The sequence below is a fragment of the Streptosporangium sp. NPDC005286 genome, assembly GCF_040607515.1.
In the GTDB taxonomy this organism is placed as follows: domain Bacteria; phylum Actinomycetota; class Actinomycetes; order Streptosporangiales; family Streptosporangiaceae; genus Streptosporangium.
Genome location: NZ_JBEXGU010000063.1, coordinates 24,567 through 48,710, shown reverse-complemented (window position 1 = coordinate 48,710; position 24,144 = coordinate 24,567). Strand labels below are relative to the sequence as shown.

The window sequence follows — 24,144 nt, the reverse complement described above, 5'->3', positions numbered from 1 at the left end:
AGCCTGTCCCTGCCCACGAGGCCCACGAGGTTTCCTCCCGACGTCGCCACCGATCTGCCCGGGAGCCTACCGGCCATCCTCGGCCTCACGCGTGCTCTGACATCTCTGCCGCGGGGCGGGGCTCGCCCACGCCTGGCCTGTGGGAACCGGGCACACACCCCAACGGACCGCAGGAGGCCGAGGATGGCCGGTAGGCTCCCGGGCAGATCGGTGGCGACGTCGGGAGGAAACCTCGTGGGCCTCGTGGGCAGGGACAGGCTCCGTCGCGCGCGTCTCGGGGCAGTGCTGGGGGCGGGCGGCCTGGCGCTCGCCACCCTGGCCCAGGCGGGGGCCGCGAGCGCGGCCCAGCCGGTGCGGAGCCCCACGCCCTCCGGCACGCCCGTCGCGACGCCCGGCTCCGAGTCCGGAACCACCTCCAGCCCGGCGCCGTCGGCGTCCATCGGCAAGGGCGAGGGCATGCTCCAGGTGCTCACGTTCCAGGGGTACGTCGAGTACGGCGGGGTCAGCTCGCGGGTCAACTGGCTGACGCCCTTCGAGCGGGAGAGCGGCTGCGTCGTCAAGCTCGACCGGGTCAGGACGAGCGAGGAGATGGCCGCCAGGTTCGCCCGGGGCGGCTACGACGTGCTCTCGGCCGCCCCCGACCTGGCCGGTCTGCTGGTGGAGCAGGGGAAGGTCGCGCCGCTCGACACCGCGCTGGTCGCCGACTACCGGCGGATCCCCAAGCGCCTGCGCGAGCTGCCCGGTCTGCGTGAGGACGGCAAGGTCTACGGCATTCCCTACCTGTGGGGGGTGAACCGGGTGGTCCGCGAAGGGGACGGGCCGCGGGGGCCCCTTGCCCTCTACGGGGCGGCTCCGGCGGCGATCAGGAACAGCCCGCTGAGCATCGCCGACGCCGCGCTCGCCCTCAAGGGGACGCGCCCCCAGTTGAAGATCAAGAATCCGTTCCAGCTCACCCCCGCCCAGCTCGACGCCGCGATGAAGCTCCTCGCCGAGGGCGACGGCCCCGACCGGGTTTACTGGGACGGCTCGCTCGACCTGGTCAGGGCACTGTCGGCGGAGCGGGTGCGGATCGCCCAGGTCCTGCCCTACCACCTCGACCTCTTCCAGCGCGCGGGCCGGTCGATGAAGGTGCTGAAGGGGGGCCCGGCGACAGGGTGGGTCGACTCATGGATGCTCGCGGCCAAGCCGGCCAGCCCGAACTGCGCCTACCGGTGGCTGAACTGGATGAGCTCGGCGCGGGCGCAGCGCCCCGCCGCGGCCTGGACCGGCCTCGCCCCGGCCAATCCGGAGGCGTGCGGCGGGCGCGCCCGCCGGATGTGCGAGATCTACCACGTGCGTGACGACCGCCGGCTGCGCGACGTCCTCTTCGCCGCCCGCCCGGCGAGGGACTGCGGCGGCCTGGGCGGGGAGTGCACCGACTACGCCGACTGGGCGGAGCGCTGGAAAAGCCTCCGAGCATCCTCGGAGCCCGGAAAGCCCCGGATCTCCGACTGAGGCCGCACCCGATCGCCTCCTCGTCGGGAAAAGGAGGCTCCGCGATGTTCCCTCTACCCTGCTATGTCTGCGCTCTCGGCGACAGGCTACGTTTTCCGTTGCTCTGATCGTTTTTGACGATGGATTCAGTGGGAAAATCATGCTCTTAATATCGACTGGTCGACCAGTCAGTGGGTAGGCTAGTCGCCATGAGAATCCTTCTTGTTGGAGCAGGCGGCGTTGGCTCCGCCGTCGTCCCGATCGCCGCACGCCGAGATTTCTTCGAACACATCGTGGTCGCCGACTCTCAACAGGACCGGGCCGCCGCCGTGGTGGACAGGATCGCGGACCCGCGTTTCAGCGCCATCGGGCTGGACGCCTCCGACCGGGTGGCGGTCGAGGCCGCGCTCACCGAGCACCGCTGTGACGTGCTCTTCAACGCGGTGGACCCCCGCTTCACCATGTCCCTGTTCGAGGCGGCGCTCAACGCCGGAGCCCACTACCTCGACATGGCGATGTCGCTGTCACGCCCCCATCCCCGCAGACCGTACGAGCTGACCGGGGTGAAGCTCGGCGACGAGCAGTTCGCCCTCGGCGAGGCATGGCGGGAGCGGGGCGGGCTGGCGCTGGTCGGCATGGGCGTGGAACCTGGGCTGGCCGACGTCTTCGCGCGCTACGCCGCCGAGCACCTCTTCGAGAGCATCGAGGAGATCGGTATCCGCGACGGCTCCAACCTGGTGGTCGAGGGCTATGACTTCGCGCCGACCTTCTCCATCTGGACGACCATCGAGGAGTGCCTCAACCCGCCGGTGGTCTGGGAGGACGGTGACTGGCACACCACCGAGCCGTTCAGCGAGCCCGAGGTCTTCGACTTCCCCGAGGGGATCGGGCCCGTCGAGTGCGTCAATGTCGAGCACGAGGAGGTGCTTCTCGTACCGCGCTACATCGACGCCAGGCGGGTGACGTTCAAGTACGGTCTCGGCGAGGAGTTCATCGGAGTCCTGAAGACCCTGCACAAGCTGGGCCTGGACAAGGCGGGCAAGATCAAGGTGGGTGGTGTCGAGACCTCGCCGCGCGACGTGGTCGCGGCCAGCCTCCCCGACCCGGCCACGCTCGGTGACCGGATGCGGGGCAAGACCTGCGCCGGAACCTGGGTGAAGGGCGTGGGCAAGGACGGGCGGCCGCGCGAGGTCTACCTCTACCACGTGGTCGACAACGAGTGGTCGATGCGGGAGTACGGCTGCCAGGCCGTGGTCTGGCAGACGGCGGTGCACCCGGTGGTCGCCCTGGAGTTGCTGGCCACCGGTGCCTGGTCGGGCACCGGGGTGCTCGGCCCCGAGGCGTTCGACGCGGTGCCCTTCCTGGAACTGCTCAACGCCTACGGCTCGCCGTGGGGCATGCGCGACCAGACCACCCCGGCTCTCCTGCCGGCCTGACGCGCCGCGCCCTCCGGCGAGCCGTTACCGTTCCGCCTGCGCCAGCCGGGCGGCCCGGGTCTCCAGGTAGCGCTGCTCGGGAAGGCTGGTGGTACGGCGCGCGGCCTCGCGGTAGCCGGCGCGGGCGGCCTCGCGGTCACCGGCCGTCTCCAGCAGGTGCGCGCGCACCGCGTGCAGGCGGTGGTGCCCGGCCACCCGCTCGTCGGCCTCCAGGTTCCCGAGCAGGTCGAGTCCGGCCCGCGGGCCCTTCACCATCGCGAGCGCGACGGCGTGGTTGAGCGTGACCATCGGGTTGGGGGCCAGGTGTCCGAGCAGCCTGTACAGCGCGAGGATCTGCGGCCAGTCCGTCTCCTCGGCGCAGGTCGCCTCGGCGTGCACCGCGGCGATCGCCGCCTGGAGCTGGTAAGGGCCGAGAGGTGCCCAGGCCAGCACGTCCGTGATGAGCGCGACCCCCTCGGCGGCGGCCTCCCCGTTCCAGCGGCTCCGGTCCTGCTCGGCGAGCGGTATCAGCGAGCCACCGGGCCCGGTGCGGGCCGGCCGCCGGGCATCGGTGAGCACCATGAGGGCGAGCAGTCCGGCCACCTCGCCGTCTCCGGGCAGCAGCCCGCGGACCATGCGGGTGAGCCGGATCGCCTCCCCGGCCAGCTCGGGGCGTTGCAGGTCGGGTCCCGAGGTGGCCGTGTAGCCCTCGTTGAAGATCAGGTACAGCACGTGCAGGACCACTCGCAGCCGCTCGGCCCGCTCCGGCTCGGGAGGCGGTGTGAAGGGAATGCCCGTGCTCCTGATCCGCTGCTTGGCCCGGCTGATGCGCTGGGCCATGGTCGCCTCGGGGACGAGGAACGCGTGGGCGATCTGCGCCGTGGTCAGACCGCCGACCGCGCGCAGGGTGAGCGCGACCTGCGAGGCAGGGGAGAGCGCGGGGTGGCAGCACAGGAACAGCAGGGTCAGGGTGTCGTCCTGCCCGCCTGCCCGCTCGGCGTCGGCGGCGGGCGAGCGGAACTCGTCCGCGGGCGTCCGCGTCGCGACCAGGGTCTCCCTGCGGGTGCGCGCGTACTCGCTGCGCAGCTCGTCGGTCAGCCGGCGGGAGGCGACCGTGATCAGCCAGCCGCGGGGATTGTCCGGTACGCCCTCGCCGGGCCACTGCAGGGTGGCGGCCAGCAATGCCTCCTGCACCGCGTCCTCGCACGCGTCGAAGTGACCGTGGCGCCGGACGAGCGCGCCGAGGACCTGCGGCGCGAGCTCGCGCAGCAGGTCCTCGGTTCCACCGGCAAGGGTCACGCCTCGGTACCGGCCGTGCTCATGATCGGCCGTATCTCCACCGCGCACAGCCGGGCGTCCGGCCAGCGTCTGGCGATCTCGGCCGCTCGCTCGGGGCTCTCGCAGTCGATCACGCAGTATCCGGCCAGGTGCTCCTTGGCCTCAAGGAACGGCCCGTCCGTGGTCGCCGGCACGCCGTCGCGCATCCGCGCGGTCCTGGTCTGCGAAGGGTCGGCCAGCGCCTCCCCGCCGACCCACTCGCCGGAGTCGGTGAGCTCCTTCATGAGGGCGCCGGCCTCGCCCATTATCCCGTCGACCTCCTGCGGGGACAGGGTCTCCCAGGTCGCGGGGTTGCTGTAGATCAGCAGCATGTACTTCACGCTCTCGCTCCTCGTGCTCGCGGCGCCCGGCGCGGGTGCCTCTCACGGTCAGGTCGGAGCGGGTGGTCCGGTCTCGACATCCATCCGCAAGGAAAAGTGGCGCCCGCACCTCCGTGGCCGCGAGCACCGGGCCGTACGGCGGTCTGACCTCGTGCACGGGCGCGCTCCGATGCTGGAGAAGCTACCCGAACGGTTCACGCCTCGGGACGGTGCGGGGTCGGAGGTCTAGGAGAAGGCCACGTGGCGAGGGAGGGAGTGGGCGTCGTCCTGCTGCGGCAGCAGTGCCTCCGCGCACTCGGGGCAGGCGAAGAGGGCGTTGCCGTCCGGAAGGCGGCCGATCCTGATGCGCGGGCGGGGCCACTTCTTGTGACAGGCCACGCAGGCGTCGCCCTCACGCTGGGTGCGGGTCAGCCCCTCGGGGTCGAAGGTCATCGTGCCGTGTGCCGTTCTGGCCGGCCGCCAACTCATCTTGAATTCCTCCAGCGTGGAGACCCCTGGTTCTCTCCCGCGGCTCGGCCGTGGGGAGGATGTCGACACGTTTCCTGTGGTGATCGAGCACTTTCATATCGGAACTGTTATAACGCGATCACAGCCCGTGACCGTTGTGGTAGGTGTCAAGTGGTGGTTAAATCACGGCCTACATGCAGGCCGTATAACGGCAAATAGGGCACTCAGCATCAAGCCGGGTGCCCTATTTAGTGGTATCTAAACCGTCAGACCTCGCTTATGGCTTTCTCCAGGATGGTGAGCCCCTCCTCCAGGAGGTGGTCGGGGATGACCAGTGGCGGCAGGAAGCGCAGCACGTTGCCGTAGGTGCCCGCGGTCAGCACGAGCAGGCCCTCGGCGTGGCACCTCCTGGCGATCTCGCCCGCCGCCGTGGGGTGCGGGTCCTTGGTGCCGGGAACCACCAGCTCGATGGCGATCATGGCCCCCCGGCCGCGTACGTCGCCGATCATCGGGTTCCGCTCCGCCATGGCGCGCAGCCGGGGGAGCATGGTCTCGCCGATGCGGCGGGCCTTTCCGGTCAGGTCGTCGGCCTCGATGGTCTCCAGCACGCCCAGTGCCGCCTCGCAGGCGAGCGGGTTACCGCCGTAGGTGCCGCCCAGACCGCCCACGTGAACCCTGTCGAGGAGATCGGCCCGGCCGGTGACCGCGGACAGCGGGAGGCCGCCCGCGATGCCCTTGGCGGTGACGATGATGTCGGGCACGATGCCCTCGTCCTCGCAGGCGAACAGGTCGCCGGTACGGGAGAAGCCGGTCTGCACCTCGTCGGCGATGAAGACGATGCCGTTCTCCCGGCAGAACTCCGCGATCCTCGGCAGGAAGCCCTTGGCGGGCTCGATGAAGCCGCCCTCGCCCGCGATCGGCTCGATCACCACGGCGGCGACGTTCTCCGCGCCGATCTGCTTGGTGATCTGGTCGATCGCCTGGGCGGCGGCCTCCTCGGCGCAGTTCTCCGGGCCCGAGGGCCAGCGGAACGGGTAGGCCAGCGGCACCCGGTAGACCTCGGGGGCGAACGGGCCGAAGCCGTGCTTGTACGGCATGTTCTTGGCGGTCAGCGTCATCGTCAGCAGGGTCCGGCCGTGGTAGCCGTGGTCGAAGACGACGACCGCCTGGCGGCCGGTGGCCTGGCGGGCGACCTTGACCGCGTTCTCCACGGCCTCGGCGCCGCTGTTGAGCAGGAAGGTGCGCTTCTCGTGGTCGCCGGGGGTGATCTCGTTGAGCTTCTCGGCGACCTGCACGTACGACTCGTACGGTGTGATCATGAAGCAGGTGTGCGTGAAGTCGGCGACCTGCTTGCGCACCCGCTCGACGACGCGCGGAGCGGCGTTGCCGGCGTTGGTCACCGCGATGCCGGAACCGAAGTCGATCAGGGAGTTGCCGTCGGCGTCGACGACCACACCGCCTCCGGCGTGCGTCACGAAGACGGGCAGTGTGGTGCCGATGCCCGGTGGTACGGAGGCCTGTTTGCGCGCGAACAGCTCACGGGACTTCGGGCCGGGGATCTCGGTGACGATGCGGCGTTCCTGCGGAAGCGAGGGGCCGCCCTCGGTGACGGTGCTCATGATGTGAAGGTATGCGGTGGATGTCGGTGTGCCGATGATGCACTATGTCAAAATTGACGGGGAGCACTGGACGTAACGTACAAAACGGGGGTGGCTGTGGCGCCGACGCTGCGCACCGTCGTACGGCGGTCGCCGCTCGGGCTCGGCGTGCTCGCCGGTGGAGACGCGCTCGACCGGCCGGTGCGCTGGGTGGCGGTCAGCGAACTGGAGGATCCCACCCCGTTCCTTGAGGGCGGGGAACTGGTCCTCACCACGGGCATGCGCCTGGACGCCGGCAACGCCGCGTCCTACGTCGAGCGCCTGGTCGGCAGGGAGGTCGCCGGCCTCGGATTCGGCGTCGGGCTCGGGCACGAGACGATCCCCGGGGAACTGGTCGAGGCCGCCACCCGGGCGGGGCTGCCGCTGCTCGAGGTGCCGCGCGACACCCCGTTCGTCGCCATCGGCAAGGTGGTCAGCGAACTGCTCGCCGCGGAGCAGTATGACGAGCTCAGCCGTGCCTTCGCCGCCCAGGGCCGGCTCACCCGCGCCGCCCTGCGCCCGGAGGGGCCTCGCGCGGTGATCGACCGCCTGGCCCGCGAGCTGGGCGGCTGGGCGGTCCTGCTCGACGAGGCGGGGGCTGTGCGGCACGCGGCGGGCCGGGGTTCGGCCGGCGCCGCCGACGACCTCGGCCCCGAGCTGGAGCGGTTGAGAAAGATCACCAACCGTGGCGCGCCCGCGAGCGTCGCCCTCTCCTCGCCCAGGGAGCACGTCATCGTGCAGCCGTTCGGGGCCCGCCGGGTCAGGGGATTCCTCGCCGTCGGCCTCGGCCGGCCCTTCACCCCGGTCGCGCACACCGTGGTCAACGCCGCCGGTTCCCTGCTGACGCTCGCCGCCGAGCACGGCAGGGAGTACCTGGCCGCCGAGCGCCGGGTCCGCTCGGCGGTGCTGCGGCTGCTGCTGGCCGGGCAGGTGGACGCCGGGTGCGAGACGCTGGAGCGGCTGGGGGAGCGGCTTCCCGCCGGGCCGCTGGTGGCCATCGCCTGCGCCGGTGAGCGGGAGGCGGTGCTGGAGGCCGCGGGGGACGAGTTCGCGGCGGCAGACGGTGACGCCGCCGATGACACCGGCGGTGACAGGGTGGTCCTGCTCGTCCCGGCCTCGCGGGCCGATGCCGTGGCGGCGGCGCTCGGCGAGCACGGCCCCGTCGGGGTCGGCGATCCCGCCGGTCTCGACGATCTGCGTACCGGACTCGACCAGGCAGGCCAGGCGCTCGCCGCGGCCAGGCGCGGTGCCGTGCCGGTGATGCGCTTCGCCGATCTGGCGGGCCGGGGACTGCTCTGCCTGCTCGACTCCGACGCGGCGGCGGCGTTCTCCGCGGCGCTGCTCGCCCCGCTCAGGAAGTACGGCTCGCGCGCGGATCTGCTGGAGTCCCTCCGGGTCTACCTGGACTGCAACGGCCACTGGGATGCGGCGGCGCAGCGGCTCGGAGTGCACCGTCACACCCTGCGCTACCGCATGCGCCGGGTCGCCGAACTCGTCGGCCGTGACCTCGACGACCCGGCGGCCCGTGCCGAACTCTGGATCGCCCTGGCCGTCGCCGGGTGACGGGTCCGCTCGGTGAGCCGGGGCGGGGGCTCCGCCCACGGAGAGGCCGGGGAGCCGGTCACGCCCGGGAGGCGTCGGCGACCAGGTAGCGGGAGATGACGGCCTGGGTGACCGTGTCGTAGGTGCTGCTGTCGCGCAGGTGCCCGGCACGTTCCAGGCTGATCGCGCCCTGGGCGGCGGCCCACACGGCATCGGCGATCTTCCTGGGCTGGGTGGGGACGATGTACCCGGCCGAGATGCAGTCGGCGATCACCCGGTCGACGATGTTCAGCGCCGCGCGGGCCAGGGTCCTGGCCCGCTCGCTCGGTACGAAGCCGGGAATCGCACGCTCGAACATCAGGGCGTAGTAGCCGGGCTCGTCCAGCGCGGCCTCCCGGTAGACGGGGCCGAGCGCTATGAGGTGCTCCAGGGCGTCCCTGCGCGGGGGAACGGCCTCCAGGCGCCGCCGGAAGCGCTCGAAGCCTTCCAGGTACAGAGCCTCGGCGAGGCCCTCCTTGCTGCCGAACATGGTGTAGATGACCGTTGTGGAGCACTCCGCCTCGGTGGCGATGCGGCGCATCGACAGGCTCTCGGGGCCGATGGTGACCAGCAACTGGCTGGCGACGTCGAGCAGCCTGGTGCGCAGTTCGTCGTGTGAGGCCCGTTCACCGAGGAGATACGCGCCCTGAAGGCCGCGCGGCGCCGAGGAGGTCATGCGCCCACGCCCTTCCGCTCTGAGTGTTCATTCGGTGACTTAGCCATGATGAAGATCATTTAAACCGGCGCCATGTAAGGAATATCCCCGAATGCCCCTCTTTTCGTTACAGGCCGGGGGGAACGGGCTATTGGCCGGAAAGGTGTGCCGGTACCGGGATCTTGTGCGGAGTGGAGTAAGACCACATCGGCGCAGGTGACATAGCGTCGAGGTATGGACGTGCGCCCCTTCTGGCTCGCCGGCCGCCCCGCCACAGGCGACGCCGAGCTCACCGTGACCAATCCGCATGACGGCCGAGTCGTCGCCGTCTGCTCCGTGCCGACGGCCGACCAGGTCGAGGAGGCCGTAGCCGCCGCGGCGGCCGTGCGGAAGGAGGCGGCCGCGCTCCCGATCCACGTGCGCGCCGACGCCCTCGCGCACGTCTCGCGCCGCCTGGCCGAGCGCGCCGACGAGATCGCCCGCCTCATCAGCGAGGAGAACGGCAAGCCGATCTTCTGGGCCCGCGGCGAGGTCGGCCGTGCGATCTCCACCTTCAGGTTTGCGGCCGAGGAGACCCGTCGCCTCAGCGGCGAGACCATGCGCCTGGACACCGAGGCCGCCTCCGCGGGCCGCCTCGCCTACATCTCGCGCGTCCCGCACGGCCCGGTCCTGGGCATCACCCCGTTCAACTTCCCGCTCAACCTGGTGGCGCACAAGGTGGCCCCGGCGATCGCGGCCGGCGCCCCGATCATCGTCAAGCCCGCCCCGGCGACACCGGTCTCCTCGCTGGTCCTGGGCGAGATCCTGGCCGAGACCGACCTGCCGGAGGGGATGTTCTCGGTGCTCCCGGTGCCCAACGACCGCGCCGGAGGGCTGGTCGAGGACCCGCGCCTGCCCGTCGTCTCCTTCACCGGATCGGCTCCCGTGGGGTACGCGATCCTGGAGACGGTCCCGCGCAAGCACGTGACCCTGGAACTCGGCGGCAACGCGGCCGCGGTGGTTCTCGCCGACGCCGACCTCGACTGGGCCGCCTCGCGGATCGCCCTGTTCTCCAACTACCAGGCCGGTCAGAGCTGCATCGCCGTGCAGAGGGTGATCGTCGAGGCGTCGGTGCACGACGACTTCGTGGCCAGGCTCGTCCCGGCCGTCGAGGCCCTGGTCGTCGGCGACCCCGCCGACGAGAAGACGCAGGTGGGCCCGCTCGTGTCCGTCGAGGCCGCGGAGCGCGTGGAACAGTGGGTCGGCGAGGCCGTCGCGGCCGGTGCCCGCCTGCTGACCGGCGGCACCCGCGACGGCGCGACCGTCGCGCCGACGGTCCTCGCCGACGTGCCGGCCGACGCCAAGGTCTCCTGCGAGGAGGTCTTCGGCCCCGTGATGATCGTCCAGACGGTGTCCGGAGTGGACGAGGCGTTCGCCACGGTCAACGATTCCAAGTACGGCCTGCAGGCCGGGGTGTTCACCCGCAGTCTCGACAATGCCTTCCGGGCCAACCGGGAGCTTGAGGTCGGCGGAGTGATCATCGGTGACGTGCCGTCGTACCGCGCCGACCAGATGCCCTACGGCGGGGTCAAGGACTCGGGCGTCGGCCGCGAGGGCATCCGCTCGGCCATCGCCGACCTCACCTACGAGAAGGTCATGGTCCTCACCGGCCTGACCCTCTGAGCCCGCCCCGGTGCCCCGGTCGCGGTGTCCCGCGGCCGGTTCGCCGGTGACGGCCCTCCGAACCGGTCGCGGCCTCCGGCGTCGACGAGGCCGGCGCCGCTCCCCAGCGGAGACGCGGCCTCCTCGACCATCTCGCTCCGCGCTTCTTCCGCCGGTGTCATGACGTTGCGGCCATGGCGTAGAGCTCCCTGGCCGAGTCGCCGAAGTAGGGGCCGTACATGGTGCGGTGGTCGTCGCTGTATTTGAAACTGCTGACCGAGACGATCGTGCCGCGGCCGGTGGAGGGGTCGAAGCCGCTCAGCCACGGGCCCCCGCTGGATCCGGCGGTCATGTCGCAGCGCATCCCCTGGTCGCCGGTCTGCCCGTTCGGGTCGTCGCGGAGCGTGCCCGCGCAGTAGACCAGGTGCTCGCCGTCGTAGGGCGAGTCGGCGGGGAAGCCGAAACCGCTGGTGGGGCGCCCTCTGGGGGTGCCGAAAGCGATCTGTTGACCGCCGACGGCGTCGCCGAGGTGCTTGCCGTCACTGGTGTTGACCGCCACCATGCCGATGTCGTGGCTGTCGTCGCCGCCACGCGACCAGGGACCCGCGACGAACATGCGGCGCGCGGTGTACTGCCCGTACGGGCGGCGGCCCTGGGAGTAGCCGGGGACGAAGGTCCAGTTGTCGGCCCAGGCGCCGGCGCCGTCCTTGACGCAGTGACCGGCGGTCACGACCAGATCCCTGTTGGCACTCCTGACCGAACTCGCCGAGCACACGAAGTCACTGCCCTTGATGGTCAGGAACACCCGCCCCGTGGTGCGTTCGACCATCCCGCCGGAGGTCCAGCGGGCGCCGGAGGTGCGTGCGGCGGCGCCGTTCGGGCTCCGGTGGGGGGCGACCCCCCGGCCGGCTCGGGCGAAGAGCCGCCCGAGCAACCCGCCGGCCTTCGAGAGCCGGTCGACGGGAAGCGCCGAGGCCATCCGGCGGGGGGTCCAGTAGCCGAGCACGCGCTTTCGCTCCGACGCGGTGGGAGCGATCGTGTGCTCGACGACGTCCGGCATGCCGGGCGTCGCGACTTTCGCGGTGAGAAGGGGGACGGGGGCGTTCGCGGCCTGCTGCCCGGACTCGGCGGCCGTCTGCCGGATGGCCGTCACTCCGGTCGTCGGGACGCCCAGCAGCCCGGCGACGAGCGGGGCGGCCGCAAGCAGGGGGAGGCTTGAGGTCATGAGGCCCGAGTTTGCACTACGGAGAGTGTTTCTGTGCTTACTTTAGGGTATCCGGGGTCGTCGAGGGCCCGGTGAGTCTCAGGGAGCGCCGGTTGTCTGGGCGGCCTCGTAGACGGCCTGCGCGTCGGTGCCGAAGTACGGGCCGAACATCCAGCCGGAGGCGAAGTCGTACTTGAAGCTGTTCACCGAGTTCAGGGTGCCCAGGCCGGTGCTCTCGTTGAAGCCGAGGAACCAGGGGCCGCCGCTCGACCCGCCGGTCATGTTGCAGTTCAACCCGATGTCGCGGGACATCAGGAAGTCGTCGAAGGCCCGTCCGGCGCAGTAGACCAGCTTGGAACCGTCGTAGGGACCGGCCGCCGGGTAGCCGAAGGAGTGCATCTGCGCCCGGCGCGACTGGTTGAAGGAGACGCCCTGGCCGCCGACCACGTCGGTCAGCGACCTGCCGTTCAGCGGGGCCACCACGGCCGAGGCCACGTCGTAGTTGATGTCCTCGGTGTTGTTCCACTGCGGGGTGGTGTAGAGCGTGGTCGCCACCCACGTGCCGTAGGGCCGGTTGCCGTTCTCGTATCCCGGTACGAACACCCAGTTGCTGTGGAAGGCCCCGCCCATCCGCACGCAGTGCCCCGCGGTGATCACGGTGCTCCTGTTCTCACTCGTCACCGCGTTCGCCGAGCACGAGGCGTTGCGGCCCTGGTAGGTGAAGAAGACGCGGCCGGTGGTCTTGGCGATCGCCCCGCCGCGGGTCCACGGCGCGCCGGTGGAGGCGCGGACGGCCGCCGTGCCCTTGGCGGCCATTCCGGTGGCCGGGACGGCCTCGCCGTCCGACGTGGTCGCGGGGATGGAGACGGGGTCGGCCGCGGCCTGCGCCGCGATCGCCGCCGAGGTGAGGCGGGCACCTTCCTTCTCCGGGATGAGAGTGGCGAGCGGCTGTGCCGCCTCCATCTTCGCCTCCGTCCAGTAGCGCTGGACGGTCCGCTGCTCCGCCTTGGTGTCGGCCGCCTCCTTCTCGACCGGCTGGGGGACGGCCCGCGTCGCGGTGACGCCCCCGCCCGTACCCGGGCCGCCCGCACCCGTGCCCGTGGCGCCGTGCGCGATCGTCGCGGTGAGCAGAGTGCTTCCCGCGACCGCGGTGAGAAGGGGGATGAGTCGTGCTGTGCGTCGCATATGTACCTCCCGAGGCCCGTTGCTGTTCCGGGAAGCTAGTGCGCCGTACGTGTGCATTTCTCAAGATTTACAGCTATTGATATGACGAAATTCGGACTTAAATATCGCCTTTTATCGCGTGTTTCACGTCTAACAGATTTCCGTGTGGATGAGGCCGATTCGACAGCGCGGCCCGAGCCGGGAGAATGGGACGGTGCAGCCAGACACCGTCCGCTCCGTCGTCCTGCTCGGCTCGACCGGGTCCATCGGGACCCAGTCCCTTGACGTCATCGCCCGCAACCCCGGCCGGTTCCGGGTGGTCGCGCTGGCCGCCTACGGTGGCCGGATCGACCTGCTGGCCCGGCAGGCGGCCGAGTTCAGGCCCGACGTGATCGCCGTCGCCGATCCCGCCGCGGTGCCGGAACTGCGCGAGGCCCTGGCCGCGCGCGGGGTGGACGCGCGGGTGCTGGCCGGCCAGGAAGGGGTGGCGGAGGCCGCCTCCTGGCCCGCCGACGTCGTGCTCAACGGCATCACCGGCGCGCTGGGGCTGACCTCCACGCTGGCCGCGCTGGAGGCCGGCCGGGCGCTCGCGCTCGCCAACAAGGAGTCACTGATCGTCGGAGGGCCGCTGGTCAAGCGCCTGGCCAAGCCGGGCCAGCTGATCCCGGTCGACTCCGAGCACGCCGCGCTGGCCCAGTGCCTGTGGGCGGCGGGTCCCACCGGCCCCGACGCCTCCGCGGTGCGGCGCCTGGTCGTCACCGCGAGCGGCGGGCCCTTCCGCGGCAGGTCGCGCGCGGACCTCGCGGAGGTGACCCCCGAGCAGGCACTCGCCCACCCCACCTGGTCGATGGGACCGGTGATCACGGTGAACTCCGCCACGCTCGTCAACAAGGGCCTGGAGGTCATCGAGGCGCACCTGCTCTTCGACATCGGCTTCGAGCACATCGACGTCGTGGTCCACCCGCAGTCGGTCATCCACTCGATGGTCGAGTTCGTCGACGGCTCGACCATCGCCCAGGCCAGCCCGCCCGACATGCGCCTGCCCATCGCGCTGGCCCTCGGCTGGCCCGGGCGGGTCGCCGACGCCGCGCCCGGCGTCGACTGGACCGCCGCCCACACCTGGACGTTCGAGCCGCTCGACGACGGAGCCTTCCCCGCCGTCGCGCTGGCCCGCCACGTCGGCGCGGCCGGCGGCACGGCACCGGCCGTCTACAACGCCGCCAACGAGGTCTGCGTCGAGGCGTTCCTGGCCGGTCGGCTGCCCTTCCTCGGCATCGTCGACACCGTGGCCTCGGTGGTCTCCGAGCACACCGTCACCGAGGCCGGATCGGTGGCCGAGGTGCTCGATGCCGACTCCTGGGCACGGATAAGGGCACGGGAGCTCACCGGGACTGCCTAGACTGGTGAGCGTCGTCGACTCTTCAAGGGCTGAAAATGACTTCTGTTGCTCTCGGAATCCCGTCCGTAAGGACCAGGCCGATCGCCGAGCGACGCATATCTCGTCAGATCATGGTCGGCTCCGTCCCCGTGGGCGGGGACGCGCCGGTCTCCGTCCAGTCGATGACCACCACGGTCACCGCCGACGTCAACGCGACGCTCCAGCAGATCGCCGAGCTGACCGCCTCGGGCTGCCAGATCGTCAGGGTCGCGGTCCCCTCGCAGGACGACGCCGACGCGCTGCCGACCATCGCCAGGAAGTCGCAGATCCCGGTGATCGCCGACATCCACTTCCAGCCGAAGTACGTCTTCGCCGCGATCGAGGCGGGCTGCGCGGCGGTCCGGGTCAACCCCGGCAACATCAAGAAGTTCGACGACAAGGTCGGTGAGATCGCGCGGGCCGCCGCCGACCGCGGCGTGCCGATCAGGATCGGCGTCAACGCCGGCTCGCTCGACCCCCGCCTGCTCCAGAAGTACGGCAAGGCCACCCCCGAGGCGCTGGTGGAGTCGGCGCTCTGGGAGTGCTCGCTCTTCGAGGAGCACGGCTTCCGCGACATCAAGATCTCCGTCAAGCACAACGACCCGGTCGTGATGGTTCAGGCATACCGCCTGCTCGCCGCCCGGTGCGACTATCCGCTCCACCTCGGTGTCACCGAGGCGGGCCCGGCCTTCCAGGGCACGGTCAAGTCCGCCGTCGCCTTCGGGGCCCTGCTCGCCGAGGGGATCGGCGACACCATCCGCGTGTCGCTGTCCGCCCCGCCGGTCGAGGAGGTCAAGGTCGGCAACCAGATCCTGGAGTCGCTCAACCTGCGCGAGCGCGGCCTGGAGATCGTCTCCTGCCCCTCCTGCGGGCGCGCCCAGGTCGACGTCTACACCCTGGCCGAGCAGGTCCAGGCGGGGTTGGAGGGGCTGAAGGTCCCGCTCCGCGTCGCGGTGATGGGGTGCGTCGTCAACGGCCCCGGTGAGGCCCGCGAGGCTGACCTCGGTGTCGCCTCCGGCAACGGCAAGGGCCAGATCTTCGTCAAGGGCGAGGTCATCAAGACCGTTCCCGAGTCGCAGATCGTGGAGACCCTGATCGAGGAGGCGCTGCGCCTCGCCGAGCAGATGGGTGTGGAGGTCGACCTCGACGACGACGTCACGGGCCCCCAGGTCGTCGTCGGCTAGGCACCGTCCCGCTTCCCGCACGTGTCCGCCCCCCGGTCGCTCTCTCGCCGCCGGGGGCGCACCTTTTGTGGGGTGCTCTTCGCCGGAGATCTCCGGTCTCCGTAGCCTCCGTGGCCGTTTGCGGTGTTCTGCTGGCCCACCTGGTGGCGCCGTCCGACCTGGGATCATTACACTTAGCAATCATCTGACTACACTTTGCTAGATATCCGGTTGTGTCCCGGGTGAATCGCGCCACCTCCGGGAGACCATCGCCTCTGCCGTACGAGTAGGGGGACCGCACAGTGAAGAAGAGGGTCGTCGGGATTGCCGCGAGCATCGCGATGCTGGCAGCCGCGGTGGGAGTGCCGCAGGGGGCGGTGGCCCAGGGCAGGGAGGGGCTGGTCTGGGGGCCCTGCGAGGGCGGGACCTCGGTGCCCGGGGTGACGCCGTCCGTTCCCGGGCAGCGGGCGGACAGCCGGATGGAGTGCGCCACGCTGAGTGTGCCGCTCGACTACGACAACCCGTACCAGACCATCAACATCGCCCTGAACCGGATCAGAGGGAGGGCCACCCACGACCGTCTCGGCGCGCTGCTGGTCAATCCAGGCGGTCCCGGGGCGTCCGGTCGCGATCTGGTCAAGGCCGTCGTGGCAGGGCTTCCCGGCGGCCTGGCCGACCGGTTCGACGTGATCGGTTTCGACCCGCGCGGGGTGGGGGCCAGCGAGCCGGCGCTGAGCTGTGTCGATCCCGTGGAGTACTACAAGCCGCCCCGTCCCGACCAGGTGCCGGTCACCAGGCGGGACGAGAGCATGCTCATCGACCGGGCCCGCGAGTACGCCCAGGCGTGTGGCGTCCGGTGGGGCTGGATGCTGCCCCACATGACCACGGAGAACTCCGCCAGGGACATGGACCTGATCAGGGAGGCGCTCGGCGAGTCGAAGATCAGCTTCCTGGGCTACTCGTACGGGACCTACCTGGGCGCGGTCTACGCGACGCTCTTTCCCGACCGGCTCAGGCGGCTCGTCCTGGACAGCGTGGTGGATCCGCGCGGTATCTGGTACCGCTCGAACCTGAGCCAGAGCATCGCCTTCCAGAGCAGGCACCGGGAATTCCTCAGATGGATCGCCCGTCACAATCCGGTCTACCGGCTGGGCACCACCGAGAGGGCCGTCTCCTTCGCCTGGGACGCCATGCGTACCCGGTTGGGCGGCCACCCCGCGGCGGAAGTGATCGGCCCGAGCGAGCTCGACGACCTCTACACCGTCGGCGGCTACTCCGACGCCGTCTGGCCGCAGCTGGCCAAGGCCTTCTCCGCCTACGTCAAGAAGGGGGAGACGGCACTCCTGCTCAACGCCTACCGCAAGCACGCGGAGAACGATGCCAAGGATGAGAACAGCTACGCCGTCTACCTGGCGGTGCAGTGCAGCGACGCCGTCTGGCCGCGCGACTGGACACGCTGGCGGACGGACATGACCAGGGCCAACGCCAGGGCACCCTTCCTCACCTGGCCCAACGCCTGGTACAACGCGCCGTGCGCGTTCTGGCCCGTGCAGGGAGGCACCCCCGTGCGGGTGCACGACAGCACCAGGCTGCCACCGGTCATGCTGATCCAGGGTGAGCGCGACGCCGCCACCCCGTACACGGGGGCGCTGCGGATGCGTACCCTGCTCCGCGGCTCCCGGCTGCTGGTCGTACCCGGCGGCAACCACGGGATCTCGCTCAACGGGAACGCCTGCGTCGACCGTCGCCTGGCCGCCTACCTGCGGGACGGCACCCTCCCCGGTGGAGCACGGCGGGACTCCGGCAGTCCGGACGCGCGTTGCCCCGGCCTGCCGCTGCCGGTGCCCGTGCCGGTGATCGGACCCTCGCCCGTCCGGGTGCCCGCCGGGCACCCGGGGGGAAGGGCGACCTAGCAGGTAGATGAGATGCTCTGTGTTGGTTCCTGCCAAAATCGAGGGGGTCGCGTAGGCTGAGCATGTGATGCTGCGTACAACGGCGTCGCGCGTGCTCGACGACAACGATCGAGACGAGGTCCTGGCGCTTCTCGACATCGACCCCGTCGGTAACGTTTTCGTCGCCTCCAGGGTCCGTTCTGTCGGGCTCAATCCGGCCAGACTCGGCGGCCAGATGTGGGGGTTCGGGCCGCGCGGTGGCCTGACCTCCCTCTGTTACGCCGGGGCGAACCTGGTTCCGGTCAACGCCGGTACCGACGCCGTCTACGCCTTCGCCGAACGCGCACGCAAGCAGGGCCGCCGCTGTTCCTCGATCGTCGGCCCGGCCGACGCGGTCGAGGTGCTCTGGGAGCGGCTGGAGCCGCACTGGGGAGCCGCCCGTGCGATCCGCTGGGCGCAGCCGCTCATGGTGACCACGGAGCCGTCGCCGCTCCCGGCCGACCCGCTGGTGCGGCGGGTCCGGCCCGACGAGTTCGACATCCTGCTGCCGGCCTGCGTGGCGATGTTCACCGAGGAGGTGGGCGTCTCCCCTGAGCTGGGGGACGGCGGAGCCCTCTACCGGTCCCGGGTCGCCGAGCTGATCAGGATCGGCAGGTCGTACGCCCGCATCGAGGGGGGCAGGGTCGTCTTCAAGGCCGAGATCGGCGCGGTGACGCCGCACGCCTGCCAGATCCAGGGCGTCTGGGTCCACCCCGACCTGCGTGGCCGAGGCCACGCGGTGTCAGGGATGGCCGCGGTGGTCAAGCACGCGCTCGACTACTTCGCACCGGTGGTCTCGCTGTACGTCAACGACTACAACGCCCCGGCCAGGGCCGCCTACCGCAGGGCCGGTTTCGTCGAGGTCGGCACCTTCATGTCCGTGCTCTTCTGACCGGCGTCCCGCCGCTCCGGGCGGATCGCCGGTCTTCGAGCGACTCGGCTACCGGCGGATCGAGGTCGAGACCGTGCACCTGGACGACCGAAGCCGCTTTCCGGTCTCGGCTCAGGGGCTGCGGACCAGGCAGGTCACGAGGTGCTCCAGCTCCGCCTCCGGGTCGGCGGTGAGACCGGCGTGGACCGGGCCCGTCTGCACGATCGTGCTGCGCGGGGCGGTCAGCCAGCGGAACCGGCTGCCCAGCGGCTCCTCGGTCAGCGGTCCCTCGTCGCCGCCGCAGGAGCGCCGGTAGACGTCGAGCGCGTGCCGTACGCCGTCGAGGTCCACCTGGGGGTCGAGGGCGCGCAGGCGTGCCTCGTCCAGTTCCACGCGGGCGCACAGGTAGCCGCGTGGCTGGCAGTAGAGCAGCACGCCGGCGTTGATCAGCTCGCCGCGCTCCACCCGGGGGATGACCCGGATGATCGCGTACTCGTAGACGTCCTTCACCGGCTGTCCTTCCAGAACGCGCCCACCGAGCCGGGCTTTCCCTGCTGAGCCGCCGAGTCCTGGCCGGAGGCGGCCGAGGGAGCCGGCAGCCAGGTGCGCGGGCCCTGGGCGCGGGTCAGCAGGTGCTCGACGTACGCCTGCCGCACGGCCTGCGCCCCGTCGAACCCCGGCTCGCCTTCCAGCCACTCGTCGGGAACCTCGTCCACCACCCCGTCGAGCAGGTCCCTGGTGATCCTCTCGCTGAACTCGGCGTCGGCCTCGGACATCCGGGTGGCGAAGGGGGCCATCACATGGTCGCGCGCGTCGAAGCCGCGCAGCGGGTCGGCCGAGGGCCAGTTGTGGTGGAACCAGAGCGCGGCCCCGTGGTCGATCAGCCAGGTGTCGCCGTGCCACAGGAGCAGGTTCGGGTTGCGCCAGCTCCGGTCGACGTTGTGGATCAGCGCGTCGAACCAGAGCAGGCGGGAGGCGAAACCGGGCTCTGGAGGCCAGGCCAGCGGCTCGAAGCCCAGCGCGCCCGGCAGGAAGTCGACGGCCAGGTTGTTGCCCTCGCTGGCCTTGAGCAGGTCCTGGATCTCCTCGTCCGGCTCGCGGGCGCCGAGCTGTGGATCGACGTCGATCACCTTCAGCTCGGGCGTGCGGAAGCCGAGACGCCGGGCCAGTCCGGCGGACACGATCTCCGCCACCAGGACCCGGCGGCCCTGGCCGGCGCCGCGGAACTTCACGACGTGCGTGCCGAGGTCGTCCGCCTCCATGACCCCGGGGAGCGAGCCGCCCTCCCGCAGGGGCGTCACGTAACGGGTGGCTTTGATCTTTTCGAGCACCCGGCCAGGCTATCGGCTCGGGCCGCCGGGCGACCGGCCACCCGGCATGCGGGCCCGGCCGGGGCACGCTGTGCCGGTTCGGTGCGGTGATCACCACCGGGATCCACCGCGGCCCGACACGCGGCCCGATACGGGGCCGTGCCGGGCGTGTGCGTCGGGCGAGGCGTCACATCTTCGAGACGACCTCCTCGGCGAAGCGCTCCATGGTGGCTATCTTGAGCTCGATGCCCTCGCCGTACCCGGCCTTCTCCTCGGGGGTGGCGAGCCACCAGGGCGCGGCCATCGTTCCGGTCACCCCCTTGTCGGCGAAGCGGCGGTAGGTGGCGGCGTCGGGCATGACCGCGAGTGGCGCGATGATCTGCAGGGCGTCCTCCGCCCTGCCGTACTCCTTGAGGTAGCGCCGCAGGTCGGCGAGGACCGGGTCGAGCTGCTCCTCGGTGTAGATCCGGTTGCCCATCCAGCCGTCGCCCGTCCTGGCCGCGCGGCGCAGCGCCGCCTCGCTGTCGCCGCCGACGAAGAACGGCACGGGCACGGAGGGTACGGGGGAGATCGAGAGCGGGCCGTAGTCGTAGTGGGTGCCGTGGTGGGTGACGGTGCCGCCGGCCCAGAGTTCGCGCAGGGCCGGGATCATCTCGTCCAGCCTGCGTCCCCGGGTGTGGAAGTCCTGGCCTGTCTGGACGAACTCCTCCTTGCACCAGCCGACGCCGACGCCGAAGGTCACCCGGTTCCCGGACAGGACCGCGGCCGTGGAGACCTGCTTGGCGACGGTGAACAGATCACGGGCCGGGGCGATGTAGACGTTGGGCGCGAAACGCAGGGTGGTGGTGACGGCGGCCATTGCGCCGATCGTCACCCACACGTCCGGCCAGTGCGTCCCGGCGTTCCAGCGGGGGGCGCCGGTTCTGGAATAGGGATAGGGCGACTCGAAGTCGGCATAGAAGATGTGGTCCGACAGGGTGAGCGTGTGAATGCCGCACCGCTCCGCGGCCCTGGCCAGTTCGACGAACTGGCCGGTCTCGACGAATGACGCTCCAAGCCAGAACTGCACGGATCCTCCTGGGCTCCGAAATGCTGAAATTTCGATAGATGTCCCCCCGGGGTAGCCGGGGGACATCTGCGGGTGCCGTCCCTGTCCTTACTTCCCACCGGGATTCCCGACGGGGATTTCCCGGAGGGTGGGGACCTCTGGAGGGCCGGATCAGCGAAAGGTCAGTCGGAGAACTCGGGGATGACCTTGGTGGCGAACAGCTCCAGGTTGCGCTTGACGGTGTCGAGGGGCAGGACGCCCTGCTGACCCTGCATGAACAGGCCGAACCACTCCAGGTCCGGCATCCGGTCGAGCATGCGCTGGATGCCGCGCTTGACGTCGTCGGGGCCGCCGAGCAGGGCCATCTCGACCTCGTTCATGCGCTTGAAGTCGCCCTTCTCGGGGCTGATCGGCTGGTGCCTGTCGTCCTCCTTCTTACGCAGGACCTCCAGGTAGCCGAACGGCCCGAAGAAGGCGGCGAAGTCCTTCTGCATGCTCTTGCCGTAGGTGGCGATGGCCTCCTCCTTGGTGTCGGCCATTCCGACGATCTTGAGGATGCCGGTGTGCTCGCCCAGCTTGTAGTCACGGCCGCACTTGGCCGACTCCTCCTGGTAGAGCCTGGCCTTGGCGGCGTGATCGTCGGGGTTCGGGGTGAACATCCACGGCAGGATGTCCTCCTGCGCCGCCCTGACCACCGAGCGGTCGGAGATGGTGAACGGCTGCCACAGTTCCGGGTGGGGGTTCTGGTACGGCCGGGGGCAGACCGAGATCGCCTGGATCTTCCCGTCGTCGTCGAGCTCACCCGGGGCGCCGAAGGTCCTGGTCCACTCCTGCGCGGGCCAGCCCTCGATCCCGTCGAAGGGCGAGGGGACCTCGTAGTCGAGCACGTCGGACTTGTAGCGGAGCGTCTCCTGGGTCCACGCCATCTTCATGATGTTCAGCACCTCGCCGAACACGTCGAAGTTGCGGTTGTCGGAGTTCGACCCGTCGGACCTGGCGGCCGAGGCGTGCCAGCGCTGCCCCAGCACGTTCATCCAGCGGTTCTGGTAGCCGCGGGCCACGCCGAGCCGGAGCCGGCCCTTGCTGAACTGGTCGAGCAGGGCCACGTCCTCGGCCGCCCTGATCGGGTCCCAGGCGGGCAGCACCAGGCCGAGCGGGGCGAGCAGGATGCGCTCGGTCCTGGCCGCCAGGTCGGTGAGGAACATCAGCGGGTTGACCGAGAACTCGAAACCCTCGGAGTGGAAGTGGTGCTCGGTCATCATCAACGCGTCGAAACCGATCTGGTCGGCGTGGACGGCGATCTCGCGCACCTCGTCCAGCAGCCTCTGGTACGACTCGGTGTCGCGCCCGATCGGCCTCCTGGCCTTCGCGTTCTCCTCCTGGCTGTAGCCCGAGCCGGGGATCTGCGGGTTGAGCATCAACGAGAACTTCACGGCAGGCTCCTTAGCCAGTTGGTGACGACGATGAGGAACTCGCCCGGACGTTCCTCGTGCAGCCGGTGACCGCTGCCCTCCCAGGTGACCGCCTTGGAGTGCGGGTTCTTGAACAGTCCGGCCTCCCAGGTCGCCTGTGAGGGGTCGAACCAGAAGGTGAGCACCGGGCAGGTCCGGCGCGCGAGGTATTCGTCGGAGTTGGGGCGCAGGCCGAGCGCGTCCGGACCGCCGAACATCGCCTCGAACGCCTGGAGCAGTACGTGCGGAGGAGTGGCGAGGATCCGGCGCCGGTGCCACTCGCGCAGCCACTCGGGCGTGGCGGCGGTCTGGGTCCACTCGTCGTTGCGCAGTGAGACCCCCACGACGTCCTCGCGCATCTGCTCGATCAGGGTGGGGAGGTATTCGCTCAGCGCGCCCGCGAAGCCGTAGCCGGGATCGACCGTGACCAGCGCCCTGACCAGCGAGGGGTACTCCACGGCGAGATGGGAGACGATCTGGCCGCCCATCGAGTGGCCGACGGCGACACAGGACTCCACGCCCAGGGCCGCGCAGAGCCCGGCGAGGTCGTCCGCCATCTGCCGGGGGGTGTTGCCCTCCTCGGGTGCGGAGGAGTAGCCGTGCCCGCGCATGTCCACCGCGATCACCCGATGGTCCCTGGCGAGGGTGGGGATGTGGTGGACCCACTCGTGGGAGTCGGCGCCCAGACCGTGGACGAGCAGCAGCGTCGTGTCGCCGGAGCCGTCGTCGGTGTGGAACAGCCGGACGTCGCCCAGATCCGTGAACGCCATCAGCGTCCTCCCGTGAGGATTGCCGTGTCCGCCGGCCGCGGTGCTCAGCCGTGCCCGGTGAACGCCTCGTCTTTGGTGACGTGAGCAAGCTACCCTAGGGATGATAAACGAGCAATCGCTTGGTTAACCAAGCGGGTCCGCTTGGCCGGGACGTTCCCCCCGGCAACCTGGGCGGACGGCTGGGATACGGGACAGAATGTCCGGCGAAGACGGGGTGTCCGGCCGAGAGGCGAGACGCCCGTCGAAGGTCCGGACGTGAAGACGGAGGCGCTGATGCGGCTGGGTGTCACGATGTTCGCCACCGACCGGTCCATGCCGGTCGCCGAACTGGCCGGGGCGGCCGAGGAGCGCGGGTTCGCCTCCCTCTACCTGCCGGAGCACACGCACATCCCCATCTCCCGCCGTACGCCCCCGGCCGCGGGACAGGCGGTGCTCCCCGAGGAGTACCGGCGCACGCTCGACCCGCTCGTCGCGCTCTCCCACGCCGCCGCCGTGACGAGCGAGATCACCCTCGGCACCGGCATCATGCTCGTCGCCCAGCGCGAACCCCTGGTCACCGCCAAGGCCGTCGCCACCCTCGACCACCTCTCCGGCGGCCGGGTGGTGCTCGGCATCGGGTTCGGCTGGAACGTCGAGGAGGTCGAGGATCACCTCGGCCCGCAGGGTTTCCGCTCCCGCCGCGACGTGGCCCGCGAGCACATGCTGGCGATGAAGGCCCTGTGGAGCCGGGAGGAGGCCGGTTTCGACGGCCGCCACGTCGGCTTCGAGCCCTCCTGGTCCTGGCCCAAGCCGATCTCCGGTCCCCCCGTCTACGTGGGCGGGGCCGCGGGCCCCAAGCTCTTCGCCCACGTCGCCGAGTACGCCGACGGCTGGATGCCGATCGGCGGCCGGGGCATCAGGGCCGCCCTCCCCGCCCTGCGCGAAGCCTGCGACAAGGCGGAACGCGAGATGGCCAAGATCGTCCCCTTCGGCACGCTCCCCAACGCGGAGAAACTCGACTACTACTCCGAAATGGGCATCGAGGAGGTCATACTCAGCCTTCCCAGCGCCGAGGCCGACCAGATCCTCCCCATCCTCGACGAGTACACGGCCTTCCTCCGCTGACCGGCCGCAGTCCGGGCATTCCCGGTGGGCACGAGGTCGTGGGCCTGTTCAGGTCGCTGACTCCGGGGGAACGACGCGCCGGGGCCTGGTCCCGCGGGCCGTACCGGACGGCCGGCCCGGCACCGGCTCTGTGCTGGGCGTTGGCGATTCGGGAGGTGTGTTGGGACTTGCCCTGACCTGAGCATCACATGAATATCACGGTGA

The 24,144-nt window shown here is 70.6% G+C and carries 21 protein-coding genes; 9 read left to right on the top strand and 12 right to left on the bottom strand.

Annotation, left to right across the window (positions count from 1 at the left end; translation table 11 throughout):
* Positions 1-183: 183 nt before the first annotated feature.
* Positions 184-1,494 carry a hypothetical protein gene (locus ABZU75_RS23045; RefSeq protein ID WP_355557641.1) on the top strand — a complete coding sequence of 437 codons (1,311 nt, stop codon included), beginning with the start codon at positions 184-186 and terminating at the stop codon, positions 1,492-1,494.
* A gap of 188 nt (positions 1,495-1,682) precedes the next feature.
* A complete protein-coding gene (locus ABZU75_RS23040) occupies positions 1,683-2,909 on the top strand; it encodes a saccharopine dehydrogenase C-terminal domain-containing protein (protein ID WP_355557638.1) in 1,227 nt (408 codons plus the stop codon).
* A gap of 24 nt (positions 2,910-2,933) precedes the next feature.
* Here the strand turns inward: ABZU75_RS23040 and ABZU75_RS23035 are convergent, their stop codons facing one another.
* From ABZU75_RS23035 to gabT, 4 genes are all read right to left on the bottom strand, one after another.
* Positions 2,934-4,187, bottom strand: coding sequence for a DUF6596 domain-containing protein (locus tag ABZU75_RS23035; protein WP_355557635.1), 1,254 nt, complete (start codon positions 4,185-4,187; stop codon positions 2,934-2,936).
* The gene (locus tag ABZU75_RS23030; protein ID WP_350913419.1) at positions 4,184-4,537 is read right to left on the bottom strand and encodes a YciI family protein; all 354 of its coding nucleotides are present in this window, start codon (positions 4,535-4,537) and stop codon (positions 4,184-4,186) included. Before ABZU75_RS23030 ends, ABZU75_RS23035 begins: the two co-directional genes overlap by 4 nt.
* Positions 4,538-4,771: 234 nt before the next feature.
* A complete protein-coding gene (locus tag ABZU75_RS23025; RefSeq protein ID WP_350912754.1) occupies positions 4,772-5,014 on the bottom strand; it encodes a hypothetical protein in 243 nt (80 codons plus the stop codon).
* Between the two features lie 245 nt (positions 5,015-5,259).
* Entirely contained in the window at positions 5,260-6,612 is a 1,353-nt protein-coding gene (gabT, locus tag ABZU75_RS23020) for a 4-aminobutyrate--2-oxoglutarate transaminase (protein WP_355557631.1), read from the bottom strand.
* Positions 6,613-6,702: 90 nt separating this feature from the next.
* Here gabT and ABZU75_RS23015 point away from each other — a divergent pair, with 90 nt between their 5' ends.
* Entirely contained in the window at positions 6,703-8,193 is a 1,491-nt protein-coding gene (locus tag ABZU75_RS23015) for a PucR family transcriptional regulator (protein WP_355557628.1), read from the top strand.
* Positions 8,194-8,251: 58 nt separating this feature from the next.
* Here ABZU75_RS23015 and ABZU75_RS23010 read toward each other — a convergent pair whose 3' ends face one another.
* Positions 8,252-8,887, bottom strand: coding sequence for a TetR/AcrR family transcriptional regulator (locus tag ABZU75_RS23010; protein ID WP_355557625.1), 636 nt, complete (start codon positions 8,885-8,887; stop codon positions 8,252-8,254).
* Positions 8,888-9,100: 213 nt separating this feature from the next.
* On the opposite strand from ABZU75_RS23010, the gene ABZU75_RS23005 reads away from it, so the two are divergent.
* Complete coding sequence (locus tag ABZU75_RS23005; protein ID WP_350912762.1) at positions 9,101-10,528, top strand: aldehyde dehydrogenase family protein; 1,428 nt, start codon at positions 9,101-9,103, stop codon at positions 10,526-10,528.
* A gap of 157 nt (positions 10,529-10,685) precedes the next feature.
* Here the strand turns inward: ABZU75_RS23005 and ABZU75_RS23000 are convergent, their stop codons facing one another.
* Positions 10,686-11,732 carry a hypothetical protein gene (locus ABZU75_RS23000; RefSeq protein ID WP_355557621.1) on the bottom strand — a complete coding sequence of 349 codons (1,047 nt, stop codon included), beginning with the start codon at positions 11,730-11,732 and terminating at the stop codon, positions 10,686-10,688.
* Positions 11,733-11,810: 78 nt separating this feature from the next.
* Complete coding sequence (locus ABZU75_RS22995) at positions 11,811-12,896, bottom strand: peptidase (protein ID WP_355557618.1); 1,086 nt, start codon at positions 12,894-12,896, stop codon at positions 11,811-11,813.
* A 193-nt stretch (positions 12,897-13,089) separates the two neighbouring features.
* Between ABZU75_RS22995 and dxr the strand changes: the two genes are divergently transcribed.
* The 4 genes from dxr (at position 13,090) to ABZU75_RS22975 (ending at position 18,278) form a co-directional block, all read left to right on the top strand.
* Positions 13,090-14,274 (top strand): 1-deoxy-D-xylulose-5-phosphate reductoisomerase, encoded by a 1,185-nt coding sequence (gene dxr / locus ABZU75_RS22990; RefSeq protein ID WP_355557615.1) that lies wholly within the window; start codon positions 13,090-13,092, stop codon positions 14,272-14,274.
* A gap of 35 nt (positions 14,275-14,309) precedes the next feature.
* Entirely contained in the window at positions 14,310-15,476 is a 1,167-nt protein-coding gene (gene ispG / locus ABZU75_RS22985) for a flavodoxin-dependent (E)-4-hydroxy-3-methylbut-2-enyl-diphosphate synthase (protein WP_350912770.1), read from the top strand.
* A 281-nt stretch (positions 15,477-15,757) separates the two neighbouring features.
* Positions 15,758-17,368 (top strand): alpha/beta hydrolase, encoded by a 1,611-nt coding sequence (locus ABZU75_RS22980; protein WP_355557611.1) that lies wholly within the window; start codon positions 15,758-15,760, stop codon positions 17,366-17,368.
* Between the two features lie 67 nt (positions 17,369-17,435).
* Complete coding sequence (locus tag ABZU75_RS22975; RefSeq protein WP_350913421.1) at positions 17,436-18,278, top strand: DUF4081 domain-containing protein; 843 nt, start codon at positions 17,436-17,438, stop codon at positions 18,276-18,278.
* 111 nt (positions 18,279-18,389) lie between these two features.
* On the opposite strand, the gene ABZU75_RS22970 is transcribed toward ABZU75_RS22975, so the two are convergent.
* From ABZU75_RS22970 to ABZU75_RS22950, 5 genes are all read right to left on the bottom strand, one after another.
* Positions 18,390-18,767, bottom strand: coding sequence for a DUF3037 domain-containing protein (locus ABZU75_RS22970; protein ID WP_350912774.1), 378 nt, complete (start codon positions 18,765-18,767; stop codon positions 18,390-18,392).
* Positions 18,764-19,588 carry a HipA family kinase gene (locus ABZU75_RS22965; RefSeq protein ID WP_355557607.1) on the bottom strand — a complete coding sequence of 275 codons (825 nt, stop codon included), beginning with the start codon at positions 19,586-19,588 and terminating at the stop codon, positions 18,764-18,766. The genes ABZU75_RS22970 and ABZU75_RS22965 overlap by 4 nt, the downstream gene beginning before the upstream one ends.
* Before the next feature lie 166 nt (positions 19,589-19,754).
* Positions 19,755-20,636 carry a TIGR03619 family F420-dependent LLM class oxidoreductase gene (locus tag ABZU75_RS22960; RefSeq protein ID WP_350912778.1) on the bottom strand — a complete coding sequence of 294 codons (882 nt, stop codon included), beginning with the start codon at positions 20,634-20,636 and terminating at the stop codon, positions 19,755-19,757.
* Between the two features lie 161 nt (positions 20,637-20,797).
* Positions 20,798-22,048, bottom strand: a complete 1,251-nt coding sequence (locus ABZU75_RS22955; RefSeq protein WP_355557603.1) for an LLM class flavin-dependent oxidoreductase — start codon at positions 22,046-22,048, stop codon at positions 20,798-20,800.
* Positions 22,045-22,836 (bottom strand): alpha/beta hydrolase, encoded by a 792-nt coding sequence (locus ABZU75_RS22950; RefSeq protein WP_355557600.1) that lies wholly within the window; start codon positions 22,834-22,836, stop codon positions 22,045-22,047. Before ABZU75_RS22950 ends, ABZU75_RS22955 begins: the two co-directional genes overlap by 4 nt.
* Before the next feature lie 255 nt (positions 22,837-23,091).
* Here ABZU75_RS22950 and ABZU75_RS22945 point away from each other — a divergent pair, with 255 nt between their 5' ends.
* A complete protein-coding gene (locus ABZU75_RS22945; RefSeq protein WP_355557597.1) occupies positions 23,092-23,940 on the top strand; it encodes an LLM class F420-dependent oxidoreductase in 849 nt (282 codons plus the stop codon).
* The last annotated feature ends 204 nt before the right edge of the window (positions 23,941-24,144 follow it).